Origin of the sequence: Pseudomonas sp. JS425, from assembly GCF_018223845.1 — a bacterium.
In the GTDB taxonomy this organism is placed as follows: domain Bacteria; phylum Pseudomonadota; class Gammaproteobacteria; order Pseudomonadales; family Pseudomonadaceae; genus Aquipseudomonas; species Aquipseudomonas asiatica.
Window position 1 is genome coordinate 2220205 of record NZ_CP073661.1, and the last position, 13114, is coordinate 2233318.

General features: G+C 63.8%; 13 protein-coding genes. 7 read left to right on the plus strand and 6 right to left on the minus strand.

The genetic code is table 11. The features are described 5' to 3' along the window. Positions 1–81: 81 nt before the first annotated feature. Entirely contained in the window at positions 82–2589 is a 2508-nt protein-coding gene (locus tag KDB76_RS10210) for an FtsX-like permease family protein (protein ID WP_038409221.1), read from the minus strand. After that, on the minus strand, positions 2589–3272 hold the full coding sequence (locus tag KDB76_RS10215) for an ABC transporter ATP-binding protein (RefSeq protein WP_003259775.1): 684 nt from the start codon (positions 3270–3272) through the stop codon (positions 2589–2591). The genes KDB76_RS10210 and KDB76_RS10215 overlap by 1 nt, the downstream gene beginning before the upstream one ends. A 10-nt stretch (positions 3273–3282) precedes the next feature. On the opposite strand from KDB76_RS10215, the gene KDB76_RS10220 reads away from it, so the two are divergent. The 3 genes from KDB76_RS10220 (at position 3283) to KDB76_RS10230 (ending at position 5326) form a co-directional block, all read left to right on the plus strand. After that, positions 3283–3888, plus strand: coding sequence for an arylesterase (locus KDB76_RS10220; protein WP_023663107.1), 606 nt, complete (start codon positions 3283–3285; stop codon positions 3886–3888). 58 nt (positions 3889–3946) lie between these two features. Beyond that, the gene (locus tag KDB76_RS10225; protein WP_013971899.1) at positions 3947–4237 is read left to right on the plus strand and encodes a hypothetical protein; all 291 of its coding nucleotides are present in this window, start codon (positions 3947–3949) and stop codon (positions 4235–4237) included. 111 nt (positions 4238–4348) lie between these two features. Continuing rightward, complete coding sequence (locus KDB76_RS10230; protein ID WP_003259779.1) at positions 4349–5326, plus strand: L,D-transpeptidase family protein; 978 nt, start codon at positions 4349–4351, stop codon at positions 5324–5326. Between the two features lie 132 nt (positions 5327–5458). On the opposite strand, the gene oprI is transcribed toward KDB76_RS10230, so the two are convergent. Continuing rightward, entirely contained in the window at positions 5459–5710 is a 252-nt protein-coding gene (oprI, locus tag KDB76_RS10235) for an outer membrane lipoprotei OprI (protein WP_003259780.1), read from the minus strand. Between the two features lie 509 nt (positions 5711–6219). Here oprI and KDB76_RS10240 point away from each other — a divergent pair. After that, the gene (locus tag KDB76_RS10240; RefSeq protein WP_003259781.1) at positions 6220–6501 is read left to right on the plus strand and encodes a GNAT family N-acetyltransferase; all 282 of its coding nucleotides are present in this window, start codon (positions 6220–6222) and stop codon (positions 6499–6501) included. Between the two features lie 133 nt (positions 6502–6634). On the opposite strand, the gene KDB76_RS10245 is transcribed toward KDB76_RS10240, so the two are convergent. Beyond that, entirely contained in the window at positions 6635–7711 is a 1077-nt protein-coding gene (locus KDB76_RS10245; RefSeq protein WP_013971901.1) for a 3-deoxy-7-phosphoheptulonate synthase, read from the minus strand. Between the two features lie 231 nt (positions 7712–7942). Between KDB76_RS10245 and KDB76_RS10250 the strand changes: the two genes are divergently transcribed. From KDB76_RS10250 to cysB, 3 genes are all read left to right on the plus strand, one after another. Next, entirely contained in the window at positions 7943–8890 is a 948-nt protein-coding gene (locus KDB76_RS10250) for a putative 2-dehydropantoate 2-reductase (protein ID WP_013971902.1), read from the plus strand. Between the two features lie 124 nt (positions 8891–9014). Further along, the gene (locus KDB76_RS10255) at positions 9015–9512 is read left to right on the plus strand and encodes a universal stress protein (RefSeq protein ID WP_013971903.1); all 498 of its coding nucleotides are present in this window, start codon (positions 9015–9017) and stop codon (positions 9510–9512) included. A 129-nt stretch (positions 9513–9641) separates the two neighbouring features. After that, positions 9642–10616 (plus strand): HTH-type transcriptional regulator CysB, encoded by a 975-nt coding sequence (cysB, locus tag KDB76_RS10260; RefSeq protein ID WP_013971904.1) that lies wholly within the window; start codon positions 9642–9644, stop codon positions 10614–10616. A gap of 141 nt (positions 10617–10757) precedes the next feature. Here the strand turns inward: cysB and KDB76_RS10265 are convergent, their stop codons facing one another. Both KDB76_RS10265 and pabB read right to left on the minus strand, forming a co-directional pair. Beyond that, on the minus strand, positions 10758–11492 hold the full coding sequence (locus tag KDB76_RS10265; protein ID WP_038409223.1) for a phosphoadenylyl-sulfate reductase: 735 nt from the start codon (positions 11490–11492) through the stop codon (positions 10758–10760). A 166-nt stretch (positions 11493–11658) separates the two neighbouring features. Further along, complete coding sequence (gene pabB, locus KDB76_RS10270) at positions 11659–13005, minus strand: aminodeoxychorismate synthase component I (RefSeq protein WP_013971906.1); 1347 nt, start codon at positions 13003–13005, stop codon at positions 11659–11661. Positions 13006–13114 lie beyond the last annotated feature (109 nt).

Consider the following 13114-nt stretch of genomic DNA (forward strand, 5'->3'; position numbering starts at 1 on the left):
ACAGGGTTACCACAGCATTTGACCGTTGTGTCGGACCTGTGGGAGCGGGTTTACCCGCGAAGAGGCCGGCACAGGCTGTCATCAACTCTCGCGTAAAACCGCCAGCGGGCTGGCATTCAACGCCCGCCGCGTCCCCAGCACCCCTGCACCACCTACCAGCAGCGCCCCTGCCAGCGGCAACAGCAGCAACCACACATGCGGGCTCCATTGCAGGTCGAAGGCATAGCGGTACAGCACCAAGGTAATCAGCTCACACCCGACCGCCGCCAGCAAGCCGCTGGCCGCACCCAGCAAGCCGAACTCGATCCGCCGCGCCTTGACCAGCAATGGCCGCGCCGCGCCCAGCGCACGCAGCAAGGCGCCCTGGCGGATACGCTCGTCCAGCGTCGCCTGCAAGCCAGCGAACAGCACCGCCAACCCAGCTGCCAGCACGAACAGCAACACATACTCGACCGCCAGGGTCACCTGGGCGAGGATGCTGCGCAGCTGATCGAGCAAGGCGTCCACCTGCAGGATGGTCACTGCCGGGAATGCCCGTGACAGCGCCACCACATCCAGGTCATGGCCCGGTGCCAGATAGAAGCTGGTCAGGTAGGTGGTCGGAAGCCCCTGCAGCGTGCCGGGTTGGAAGATCATGTAGAAGTTCGGCTGGAAGCTGTCCCAGTGCACGCTGCGCAGGCTGCTGACCCGTGCCTGGCGTTGCTGGCCGCCGATGTCGAAGGTTAGCAGGTCACCCAGTTGCAGCTTCAGGCTGTTGGCCAGTTCCGCCTCCACCGACACACCGGGGATTTCATCTTCGGCGGGCAACGCCTGCCACCAGTTGCCGCCTGTCAGTGCGTTGCCTTCGGGCAGCTCGGCCGCCCACGTCAGGCTGAGGTCGCGCTGAACGGCGCGCTCACCTGCCGAGTCCTTGCTGACCACCTGCTGCACCGGTTGCTCGTTGATTTTTACCAGGCGGCCGGGTGTCACCGGGTACAGCGGCGCCGAGGTGGCATTGACCTGCTGCAGGTGTTGGGCGAAGGGCTCACGATCATCCGGCAGGATGTTCAGGGCGAAATGGTTGGGTGCATCCTTGGGCAACTGCGCTTGCCAGGTGTCGAGCAGTTCCGCGCGCAGCAGCGCGACCAGGGCCATGGCCAGCAGGATCAGGCCGAAGGCCAGGGCCTGGCCGGCAGCGGCCATGGGGTGGCGCAGCAGTTGGCCCAGCCCCAGTCGCCAGGTCAGTGGTGCCCCGGCCAGCAATTGGCGCAGGCTGCGCAAACCGAGCAGCAGCAGGCCGCCGAGCAGCAGCGCGGCGACCAGGCCGCCACCGAGCAGGGCGAAGGTGAGCAGCAGGTCGAGGCTCAGGCGCCACATGATCAGGCCCAGGGCGAACAGGGCCGCACCGTATACCAGCCAGCTGCTGGGCGGTATCGGCAGCAGGTCGCGGCGCAGCACGCGAAGCGGCGGTACCTGGCCCAGCGCGGCAATTGGCGGCAGGGCGAAACCGGCCAGGGCTACCAGCCCGGTAGCGATGCCGGCCAGGGCTGGGACGATGCCGCCTGCAGGCACCACGCTTGGCAACAGGCCATGCAGCAGGCGGAACAGGCCCAGTTGCGCCAGCCAGCCGAGCAGGGCGCCGGCCAGCGCGGCGACCAGGCCGAGCATGGCCAACTGCAGGCAGTACAGGCCCAGTGCCTGGCGGCGCGAAAGGCCCAGGCAGCGCAGCAGGGCGCTGGCGTCCAGGCGGCGTGCGGCATAGCGGTTGGCCGACAGGGCCACGGCAACGCCTGCCAGCAGCACCGCCACCAGGCTGGCCATGTTCAGGTAGCGCTCGGCCTTGCCCAGCGCGCCGCCGACCTGCTGGTTGCCATCGCGGGTGTCGCGCAGGCGCTGGTTGGCGGCCAGGTCCTTTTTCAGTGCCCCGCGGTACTGGGCCAGCGCTTCGGCATCGCCGCGCCACAGGTCGCGGTAGGTGACCCGGCTGCCCGGCTGGATCACGCCGGTGGCTTGCAGGTCGGCCAGGTTCATCATTACCCGTGGGGTAAGGCTGTAGAAGTTGTTGGCGCGGTCCGGTTCGTAGGTCAGTACGCGGCTCATGCGCAGCGTCTTCATGCCCACGTCGATGCTGTCGCCAACCTTCAGCCCCAATGCCGCCAAAAGGCGTGGTTCGACCCATGCTTCGCCAGGTGCCGGGCCGCCGCCCGGGGTTTCTGTGGCATAGGGCTGCGCAGCACTGCGCACTTGCCCGCGCAATGGGTAGGCACCGTCGGCAGCCTTGACGCTGGACAGCTGGATGCCGTTGTCGCCGCCGACCACGCTGGTGAACTCGACGACCTGGGCGTGGCGCAGGCCCAGTGCCTTGCCGGCCTCGATCTGCTGGTCGCGGGCCGGGGCGCTGCCCTGCAGCACCAGGTCGGCACCAAGGAACTCGCTGGCGCGCAGTTGCATGGCGCCGTTGAGGCGGGCACCGAAATAGCCGATGGCAGTGCTGGCCGCGACCGCCACCAGCAGGGCGAAGAACAGCACGCGCACTTCGCTTGCGCGAATGTCGCGCAGCAGCTGGCGCAGGGCCAGGCCGCACAGGCGGGACAGCGGCATGTGGGTCATCAGGCCTCCGCCGGGGCCACCAGGCGGCCCGCATCCAGGCGAATCTGGCGGCGGCAGCGCCGGGCCAGGCGTTCGTCATGGGTAACCAGCACCAGGGTGGTGCCGCGCTCCTTGTTCAGTTCGAACAGCAAGTCGCTGATGCGCTCGCCGGTGTGGCTGTCGAGATTGCCGGTGGGTTCGTCGGCAAACAGCACTGCCGGTTGCGCGGCGAAGGCGCGGGCGATGGCCACCCGTTGTTGTTCGCCGCCCGAAAGCTGGCGCGGAGTGTGGCTCAGGCGCTTGCCCAGACCGACCCGTTCGAGCAGGGTGCGCGCGTGTTCGCGGGCATCGCGGCGGCCATCCAGCTCCAGCGGCAGCATGACGTTCTCCAGGGCATTGAGGCTGTCGAGCAACTGGAACGACTGGAACACGAAACCCACATGTTCGGCGCGCACCCGCGCGCGCTGGTCTTCATCCAGCGGCCCCAGGTCGTGGCCAGCAAGGATGACCTTGCCGGCACTGGGCTGGTCGAGGCCGGCGAGCAGGCCAAGCAGGGTCGACTTGCCCGAACCCGAGGCGCCGACGATTGCCAGGCTGTCGCCTTGGGCCAGGTCGAGGGACAGGGCGTGCAGGATGGTCAGGTCACCTTCCGCGCTGGGGACCACTTTGCTAAGGTTCTGCGCAACGAGAATGCTGGGGCCCATGGAGAATCCGATGCGAGTGTGGTGGTTGAGTGCCGGTCTGGCCCTGTATTGCCTGGCCCAGAGCGCGGCGGCGGGAACACTGCTGGTTGTCGGCGATAGTATCAGCGCCGGTTTTGGCCTGGATACCCGCCAGGGCTGGGTTTCCCTGTTGCAGACCCGCCTGCGGGACGAAGGTTTCGACGACAAGGTGGTCAATGCATCGATCAGCGGCGACACCAGTGCAGGTGGCCAGGCGCGGCTGCCGGCGCTGCTTGCAGCGCACAAGCCGAGCCTGGTGGTACTGGAACTGGGCGGCAATGATGGCCTGCGTGGGCAGCCGCCAGCGCAATTGCAACAAAATCTTGCCTCGATGATCGAGAGCTCGCGCAATGCCGGTGCCAAGGTGGTGCTGCTGGGCATGCGCCTGCCACCCAATTATGGCGTGCGCTACACCACCGCCTTCGCCCAGGTGTATGAACAGCTGGCGGCAGAAAAACAGGTCCCGCTGGTGCCGTTTTTCCTCGAGGGGGTAGGGGGCGTGCCTGAGTTGATGCAGGCGGATGGCATTCACCCGGCCCAGGCTGCCCAGCAGCGCCTGCTGGAAAATGCCTGGCCGGCGATAAAACCCTTGCTGTGACGCTTTAAACGGCGCCGGCTTTCGGCTAATGTTGCGCCCCCCGTTTCGAGTGCCACCGATGCCGCGCCCTGCCTGGTCCCTGTATGCCTACCAACTGATCGAGCCTGATGAGCAGCTCGACCTGTTCGCCTGCCAGGAAATCCGCGTCCACCTCGTGGCCCGCCAGCTGGAGCTGGGCGTACCGGCCGACCGCACCTTGTGCGGTGGCCTGCTGCCGGCGCAACCGCGCTGGTCGGGGGTGCCGCGCTCGATCTACCGCGACGGTCGCCTGTGCGACCTGTGCCGCGCCATCCTCGATGCCCAGCGGCGCGGCATGCGCCCGGTGTGGCCGGAGCTGCAGGGCGGCTGAACGCCGCACCTTTCATCATCTGAAACGCTTGCATGGCGCCAATGCCTCCCGCTTGCATCGGCGCGGGTGTACAATCGATTCTCTTGACCCACCTTTCGAAGGATTTACCGGATGTTGCCGCGCTTTCCTGCCGTCACCCGTAGCCTGTCCCTGGCCGCCCTGCTGGTAGCAGGCCCCGCTGCTGCGCTGGAGCTGCCCCTGCCACCACCCGGTGAAGACATCATCGGCCAGGTGCATGTGATCAAGGCAAAGTACGAGGACACGTTTGCCGATATCGGCACTGCCAACGACCTCGGCTATCTGGAAATGATCGCCGCCAACCCGGGCGTGGACCCATGGCTGCCAGGTGCCGGCACCGAGATCATCCTGCCGACCCGCTACATCCTGCCGCCTGGCCCGCGTGAGGGCATCGTCATCAACCTGGCCGAATACCGTATGTACTACTTCCCGAAAGGGCAGAACGTGGTGCATACATTCCCGCTGGGCATCGGTCGTGAAGGCTGGGGTTCGCCGATCGCCAATACCAAGATCACCGCCAAGACGCCAAACCCGACCTGGACCCCGCCAGCGTCCATCCGTGCCGAGCACGCGGCTGACGGCGACATCCTGCCGAGCGTGGTGCCGGCCGGCCCGGACAACCCGCTGGGGCCGTTCAAGTTCACCCTCGGCGTGCCGGGCTACCTGATCCACGGTTCGAACAAGAAGTTCGGCATTGGCATGCGTACCAGCCACGGTTGCTTCCGCATGCTCAACAACAACGTGCTGGAACTGTCGAAGATGGTGCCGGTGGGTACGCCGGTGCGCATCATCAACGAGCCCTACAAGTTCGGTATCAGTGGTGGCAAGGTCTATCTGGAGGCGCACACGCCGCTGGACGACCAGGGTAATCCGTCGGTGGTCGATAAACACACTGCTGTTATCAATGCCTTGCTCAAGCGAGAAGATCTGGCCAATAACCTACGCATGAACTGGGACATGGTGCGTGATGTGGTGGCCGCGGAAGATGGCATGCCGGTGGAAATTGCCGTACCGACCGAAAACCAGGGTGGTGCGCCGATGGTTTCGAGCATTCCGCCCGAACTGCAGTAAGGTAATTGCGACACACCCGGGCCTGCCTTAGTGCAGGCCTTTTCGTTTCTGCCTGGCGCGTTTGCCTTGTGCGCAGGCAATAAAAAAGCCGACCCACAAGTGGGTCGGCTTCATAACAATCCGTGAGGATTATTACTTGCGGCTGGCTTTGTCCAGCATACGCAGAGCGCGCTCGTTGGCTTCGTCAGCGGTCTGCTGAGCCTTCTGAGCGGCTGCCAGTGCGTCGTCAGCCTTACGGTAGGCTTCGTCAGCACGAGCTTGAGCGCGAGCTGCTGCGTCTTCAGTCGCAGTCAGACGAGCTTCGGTTTCTTTGGATACGCTGCTGCAACCGGTAGCCAGAACTGCGGCCAGAGCCAGAGCAGAGAATTTCAGAACGTTGTTCATCGTGTTCCCCTTCAAGGACTTTCTATTAAATAGCCATCTCTCGGAAAAGAGAAACTGGCCGGCGTACATAGTACCCATTACTTGTAGTAAGTAAACTGACTAAGCGCAAGAACTGCAAAAAAAATGTTGCTTGACGCCTTTCCGACAAGATTTGCGACACGCCCGTGAAAAAAACGTGCAGGCTTCGCAAGCGACTGTGGTACAGGAACTTTTTTGTTGAACTAAGGGTGACTCTAACTGTCTGCCAGCGTCTTAAGCCCTAGTACATCCGGTTGCAGCAGGGCGCGCCGTCAAGAATGGCATTTGGCCGCATTTTCGCCATTTTTAACCGCCACCACCTTGAGCAATCCCGCCTGCGACGCCTACTATCTTGTGAGTGCCAGAAGATCCGAACGATTGCAATCGTCCAGTGGTCGAAGTGGGCAACAGGTGGCGTAGAGGATTCTGTGCCGGATAAACCACCATCGGTTAAGGTATGGGTCTGCCGAGAAGACCTGCGAGGAGTAGTGATGAGCGAAGCGCTGACCATCCATCATGACCAGGCCGGTCATCAGTTCGAGACCAGCGTGGACGGTCATCGTGCCTATCTGACGTACATGGATCTGGGCAAACAGACGCTGGACATCTATCGCACCTTCGTACCCAACGCCCTGCGCGGCCGCGGGATTGCTGCCGCCCTGACCGAGCGGGCCCTGGAGTATGCTGAGCAGATGGGCTACACGGTGATTCCGTCCTGCTCGTACGTGGAACGCTACATGGAGCGCCAGCAGCGGCATTCGAGCAAGGTCTGATTCTGTAAAAAAAGCGGGGCCGCTTCGCGCCCCATTCGCGGCACAAGGCCGCTCCTACAGGAAATCGCATAACCCTGTAGGAGCGGCCTTGTGCCGCGAATGGGGCGCGAAGCGGCCCCGCTCTTTTATTGCATCAGCCGCGCTTACGCTGCGGCAGCACATCCTTAAGCTTGGCACGCATGCTGCGCAGGGTCTTCTCGGTAGCCGACCAGTCGATGCAGGCATCGGTAATCGACACGCCATACTGCAGCTCGTCCAGGTTCTTCGGAATCGACTGGCAGCCCCAGTTCAGGTGGCTCTCGACCATCAGGCCGATGATCGACTGGTTACCTTCGAGGATCTGGTTGGCGACGTTCTCCATCACCAGTGGTTGCAGGGCCGGGTCCTTGTTGGAGTTGGCGTGGCTGCAGTCGACCATGATATTGGCCTTGATCTTGGCCTTGGCCAGGTCCTGTTCGCAGAGGGCGACGCTGACCGAGTCGTAGTTCGGCTTGCCGTTGCCGCCGCGCAGTACCACGTGGCCGTACGGGTTGCCCTTGGTGGTGACGATCGACACGCCGCCTTCCTGGTTGATGCCGAGGAAGCGGTGTGGCTTGGATACCGACTGCAGGGCGTTGATGGCAACGGTCAGGCCGCCGTCTGTGCCGTTCTTGAAACCGACTGCCGAGGAGAGGCCCGAAGCCATCTCGCGGTGGGTCTGCGATTCGGTGGTACGGGCGCCGATGGCCGACCAGCTGATCAGGTCCTGCAGGTACTGCGGAGAAATAGGATCGAGCGCTTCGGTGGCGGTCGGCAGGCCCATTTCGGCCAGGTCCAGCAGCAGCTTGCGGCCGATGTGCAGGCCATCCTGGATCTTGAACGAGTCATCCAGGTATGGGTCGTTGATCAGGCCTTTCCAGCCGACGGTGGTACGCGGTTTTTCGAAATACACGCGCATGACCAGGTACAGCGTGTCGGACACTTCCTCGGCCAGCACTTTCAGGCGCTCGGCGTACTCGTGGGCGGCCTTGATGTCGTGGATCGAGCAAGGGCCGACCACGACGAACAGGCGATGGTCCTTGCCGTCGAGAATATTGCGCACCACTTCACGGCCGGCAGTCACGGTCTGCAGGGCCTTGGCGCTAAGGGGGATTTCCTTCTTGAGCTGATCGGGTGTGATCAGGGTCTCGTTGGAGGCAACGTTCAAGTCATCGATCGGTAAATCAGCCATCGTGTTACTCGTCAGGTCACGGGTGCCGGCCGCCAACTATCCCCGTGCGGCCCAGCAGCAAGAATAATCGCAGCGGGGAGCCGAACCTTAGCGCGTTACAGGTGGCGCGACAATGGGCTGGGCCCAGTCCGTGTGGGGTTTTTCCGAGATGGCAGGTGTTTGCCGAGCATGGGCTGCCCAGCGCCGCGCAACCTGTGTAAAAAGAGGGCTGACTTTTACCAGGAGATCGGCATGCATCCGCACACACCACGTATCGGCATCATCGGCAGTGGCGCCATCGGCGGCTTCTATGGGTTGATGCTGGCCCGGGCCGGCTTCGATGTGCATTTTCTTTTGCGCAGCGAGTACGAGGTTGTCCGCGAGCAGGGGCTGGCCCTGGACAGTGCCGTGCATGGCAACTTGCAGATGAAGGTGCAGGCCTATGCCAGTGCCACCGACATGCCGCCCTGCGACTGGCTGCTGGTGGGGACCAAGGCCACCAGCAATGACCAGTTGGCGCCGCTGATCGTGCAGGCGGCTGCACCGGGCGCCAAGGTGGTGCTGTTGCAGAACGGTCTGGGCGTGGAGGAGCAGTTGCGTCCGGCCTTGCGCAGCGACATGCACCTGCTCGGCGGCCTGTGTTTCATCTGCGTCAACCGCCAGGCACCCGGCGTGATCCGCCACCAGGCCCTGGGCGCGGTCAACCTTGGCTACCACAGCGGGCCGGCCAACGATGGCGGTGCCGCGCTGGTCAATGAGGGGGCTGAGCTGTTCCGGGCTGCGGGCATCGACTCGCAGGCCATGCCCGACCTGGCCCAGGCACGCTGGCAGAAGCTGGTATGGAACGTGCCCTATAACGGCCTGTCGGTGCTGCTCGGTGCCAGCACCACGCCGTTGATGGCCGACAGTAATGGCCGTGCCCTGATCCAGGCCTTGATGGCGGAGGTAGTACAAGGCGCGGCGGCATGTGGCCATGTGTTGCCCGAGGGATATGCCGAGCACCTGTTCCAGGTGACCGAGCGCATGCCCGACTACTGGCCCAGCATGTACCACGACCATGTCCACAAGCGCCCGCTGGAGCTGCAGGCCATCTATGCCGAGCCGTTGGCACAGGCGCGTGCGGCAGGCTGCCACTTGCCGCGCATGGAGATGCTGTATCAGGCGCTGGCTTTCATAGACCGGGGCGAACAGCCCCGCTGAGGGTGGCTCTGGCCCCGTCGGGGCGCTCCAGCCCGCATTGGCAGCGCGCCGGACGGCAAAGCGTGCGTCCGGCGCGCTGCTAAGCTGAAGCTTGCTCTGCCGCAGCGGCAGTCGAGGAGGTCGAATGATCCACTCCATGCTGTATGCCACCGACCTCGGTGTCTACGCCCCTTTTGTCATGCAACACGCGCTGGCGCTGGCGCGCACATTTGGCGCCGAGTTGTATGTGATCCATGCGGTGGAGCCCATGGGCCAGTTCGCTGAATCTCTCCTGCAGAGCTACCTCGATGAACAGACGCTCGACCAGTTGCACAGCCAGGGGGTGAATACGGTGATGGCCAATATCGAGCAGCGTGTGCTGGAAAACTTTCGCGACGAACTTGGCGAGGAGGCTGACCTGGCAGTGATCAAGGCAGTGCGGGTACGTCAGGGCGACCCAGCGCAGGTGATCCTCGACCAGGCACAGCGGCTGAGCGTCGATCTGCTGATTTTCGGTAGCCACAGTACCGGCGCCGGCGTGGATGTGCCATTGGGGCGCACGGCGGTACGGCTGCTGCAGCTGTCGCCGGTACCGGTATACATGGTGCCGCTGGCGCAGCATTTGGGGCGTAGGAAAGCATGAAGATGGCCGTAGGCCATTTCGGGGTGGCATGTAACAAAATAGTTCTAGATTTATTTCCAGAACCACTAATATAGTTATATATCGTCGCCGCCTGCTGCCGCGGACTCATCGCTGAACCGAGGGAAACCTATGAAGCTTCAACAACTGCGCTACATCTGGGAAGTGGCGCATCATGACCTCAACGTCTCCGCGACGGCGCAGAGCCTGTATACCTCCCAGCCAGGTATCAGCAAGCAGATCCGCCTGCTCGAGGATGAGCTGGGTGTTGAAGTCTTTGCCCGCAGCGGCAAGCACCTGACCCGCGTTACCCCGGCGGGTGAGCGCATCATCAATACCGCCGGCGAAATCCTGCGCAAGGTCGAAAGCATCAAGCAGATTGCCCAGGAGTTCTCCAACGAGAAGAAAGGCACGCTGTCCATCGCCACCACCCACACCCAGGCGCGTTATGCCTTGCCGCCGGTGATCAGCAACTTCATCAAGCAGTACCCGGAAGTGTCCTTGCACATGCACCAGGGTTCGCCCATGCAGATTGCCGAAATGGCCGCGGACGGTACGGTCGACTTTGCCATCGCCACCGAGGCGCTGGAGCTGTTCGGCGACCTGATCATGATGCCGTGCTACAAGTGGAATCGCTGCGTGGTAGTGCCGCAGGGCCATCCGTTGACCAAGCTGCCAAAGCTTACCCTGGAAGCGGTCGCCGAATACCCGATCGTTACCTACGTGTTCGGTTTCACCGGGCGTTCGAAGCTGGACGAAGCGTTCAACCACCGCGGCCTCACGCCGAAAGTGGTGTTTACCGCGGCTGACGCCGACGTGATCAAAACCTATGTGCGCCTGGGGCTGGGCGTGGGGATCGTCGCCAAGATGGCGGTGGACACCAAACTCGACAGCGACCTGGTGGCCCTGGATGCCAGCGAGCTGTTCGAAGCCAGCATTACCAAGATCGGCTTCCGCCGCGGCACTTTCCTGCGTGGTTTCATGTGCGACTTCATCGAGAAGTTCGCCCCGCACCTGACCCGTGAAGTGATGGCCAAGGCCATCCAGTGCCACAACAAGCAGGAGCTGGAAGACCTGTTCGAAGGCGTCGAGCTGCCGGTGCACTGATCCGGAATTGCAGGGGCCTCACGGCCCCTGTGGGAGCGGGTTTACCCGCGAAGAAGGCGACGCGGTGTATGGCACCGGCTTCGCCGGTGTTCGCGGCGGTTCGACGCCTCGATGAACCCGCTCCCACAACGGCCCAGCTGTTTATGCCTTGCTGATCAGGTTGCCCGCGTGCAACCCGCATTCCTTCTGCGTCGACTCTTCCCACCACCAGCGCCCTTCGCGCTCATGCTGGTTTGGCAGTACCGGGCGGGTGCAGGGCTCGCAGCCGATGCTGATGAAGCCGCGCTCGTGCAGGCTGTTGTACGGCAGCTCCAGCATGCGGATATAACCCCACACCTCCTCGCTGGTCATCTGCGCAAGTGGGTTGAACTTGTACAGGGTGCGTTCGGGCGTGGAGAAGGCGCTGTCGATTTCCACTGCCGCCACCTGGCTGCGGGTACCCGGGCTCTGGTCGCGGCGCTGGCCGGTGGCCCAGGCGCTCACGGTGGCCAGCTTGCGGCGCAGCGGCTCGATCTTGCGGATACCGCAGCACTCGCCGTGGCCGTCCTTGTAGAAGCTGAACAGGCCCTTTTCCTTGACGAACGGGTCGAGCTTGGCGCGGTCGGGGCTGAGGATTTCGATCGGCAGGTTGTAATGCTCGCGGACCTGATCGATGAACCGGTAAGTCTCCGGGTGCAGGCGGCCGGTATCGAGGCTGAACACCTTGACCTGCTTGTTCAGCTTCCAGGCCATGTCCACCAGCACCACGTCCTCGGCGCCGCTGAAGGAGATCCACAGGTCATCACCGAAGTGCTCGAAGGCAAGCTTGAGGATGTCCTGCGGGGACTTGTTGGCATAGGTCGCGGCCAGGGCGGCGACGTCGAAGGGTTGGCTCATCAGGCGGTTTCCATCTTGGCTGTGGCGCTGTGCGCTCGTAGTGAGGTGATGGTAACAAAAAATGCCGGGTTAGGCGGGCTTGCAGTCGGTGGCGCCTGCTCCCACAGGTACAGCGCACATCTGCCAGTTGTGGGAGCGGGCGAGCCCCCGAAGCAGGCGCCGCCGATCACAAGCCCTGCAAGGTCTCCATCAACACCCGCACCTTGGCAATCGACTCTTCATATTCGGCCTGCCACTCGGAGTCGGCCACCACCGCGCCGCCGCCCCAGCAACTGACTTGTCCGCCCTTGACCAGCAGGCTGCGAATGGCAATCGAGCTGTCCATCTCGCCGCGCACATCCACGTAGAGCAGTGAGCCGCAGTACAGCGCCCGGCGTGCCGGCTCCAGTTCGTCGATGATCTGCATGGCGCGGATCTTCGGCGCGCCGGTGATCGAGCCGCCGGGGAAGCTGTCGCCAATCAGGTCCAGGGCGTCCTTGTCGCTGGCCAACTGGCCGGTGATGCTGCTGACCAGATGGTGCACGTTGGGGTAGCTCTCCAGGCTGAACAGCTCCGGTACCTTCACCGAGCCGATCTCGCAGGTACGCCCCAGGTCGTTGCGCAGCAGGTCGACGATCATCAGGTTTTCCGAGCGATCCTTGGGGCTGTGCAGCAGCTCCTCGGCATTGCGCATGTCTTCTGCCGGGTTGCTGGCGCGCGGGCGGGTGCCCTTGATCGGCCGGGTTTCCACCTGGCGCTGGCTGACGCGGATGAAGCGTTCGGGCGAAAAGCTCAGCAGGGCGCTGCCGTCGGCCAGTTGCTGGTAGCCGGAGAAGGGGGTGGGGCAGGCTTTGCGCAGGGCCTGGTAAGCGTGCCACGGGTCGCCCTGGCAGGGCGCGCGGAAGCGCTGGGTAAGGTTGATCTGGTAGCAGTCGCCGGCCTGGATGTAGCGCTGCACCTGGTCAAAGGCGGCCTTGTACTGATCGGGCTGCAGGTCGCCGGCCATCGGCGCGAGTAGCTGGAAGCTGCCGCTTTGCGCGTTGTCGACACCTTCGAACAGGGCGATCAGGCGTTCCCGTTCGCTGCCCGGCAGGCTCGGGTGGAACACCAGTTGGCTGGTCGCGCACTGGTGGTCGGTCACCAGCGCCCAGGCATATAGGCCCAGTTGCGCGTCTGGCAGGCCAAGGTCGTCCACGGCCAGGCTGGGCAGGTGTTCCAGGCGGCGGCCGAAGTCATAGCTCAGGTAGCCGATCAGGCCGCCAGCAAACGGCAGCTGCTCGCTGCCTGCGGGCAACTGCGCATGGCCCAGTCGTGCCAGGCCGGCGCGCAGGCGCTGGAGGAAGGTGCGGCCATCTTCGTCGGGCTGCGCTTGCAGGTGTTGCAGCGGCCAGGCGCTGAGCAGGTCGAAGCGCCCGCGTTCGGCGCCGGGTCGGGCGCTATCCAGCAGGATGGCACCGGGGGCCTGGCGCAGGCGGGCGAAATAGGCGGCAGGGTCGGGCTGGTAGGGCAGGGGGTGGAGCGTACAGGTCGGCATCAGTGTGGACGGCGATGTAAAAGCGAGGAGGGCGATTGTAGACCTGTGCAGGAAATGCGCCTAGCTTTGTGGCGACATTCAAGCACTGGGTTTCGCCCTTGGGGCCCTA

Excerpts from the sequence above, each read along its gene's own strand:
- KDB76_RS10215 (WP_003259775.1), bottom strand. The coding sequence starts at position 3,272 with ATGGGCCCCAGCATTCTCGTTGCGCAGAACCTTAGCAAAGTGGTCCCC.
- KDB76_RS10225 (WP_013971899.1), top strand. The coding sequence starts at position 3,947 with ATGCCGCGCCCTGCCTGGTCCCTGTATGCCTACCAACTGATCGAGCCT.
- KDB76_RS10230 (WP_003259779.1), top strand. The coding sequence starts at position 4,349 with ATGTTGCCGCGCTTTCCTGCCGTCACCCGTAGCCTGTCCCTGGCCGCC.
- KDB76_RS10255 (WP_013971903.1), top strand. The coding sequence starts at position 9,015 with ATGATCCACTCCATGCTGTATGCCACCGACCTCGGTGTCTACGCCCCT.
- KDB76_RS10265 (WP_038409223.1), bottom strand. The coding sequence starts at position 11,492 with ATGAGCCAACCCTTCGACGTCGCCGCCCTGGCCGCGACCTATGCCAAC.
- oprI (WP_003259780.1), bottom strand. The coding sequence starts at position 5,710 with ATGAACAACGTTCTGAAATTCTCTGCTCTGGCTCTGGCCGCAGTTCTG.
- KDB76_RS10250 (WP_013971902.1), top strand. The coding sequence starts at position 7,943 with ATGCATCCGCACACACCACGTATCGGCATCATCGGCAGTGGCGCCATC.
- KDB76_RS10245 (WP_013971901.1), bottom strand. The coding sequence starts at position 7,711 with ATGGCTGATTTACCGATCGATGACTTGAACGTTGCCTCCAACGAGACC.
- cysB (WP_013971904.1), top strand. The coding sequence starts at position 9,642 with ATGAAGCTTCAACAACTGCGCTACATCTGGGAAGTGGCGCATCATGAC.
- KDB76_RS10220 (WP_023663107.1), top strand. The coding sequence starts at position 3,283 with ATGCGAGTGTGGTGGTTGAGTGCCGGTCTGGCCCTGTATTGCCTGGCC.
- pabB (WP_013971906.1), bottom strand. The coding sequence starts at position 13,005 with ATGCCGACCTGTACGCTCCACCCCCTGCCCTACCAGCCCGACCCTGCC.
- KDB76_RS10240 (WP_003259781.1), top strand. The coding sequence starts at position 6,220 with ATGAGCGAAGCGCTGACCATCCATCATGACCAGGCCGGTCATCAGTTC.
- KDB76_RS10210 (WP_038409221.1), bottom strand. The coding sequence starts at position 2,589 with ATGACCCACATGCCGCTGTCCCGCCTGTGCGGCCTGGCCCTGCGCCAG.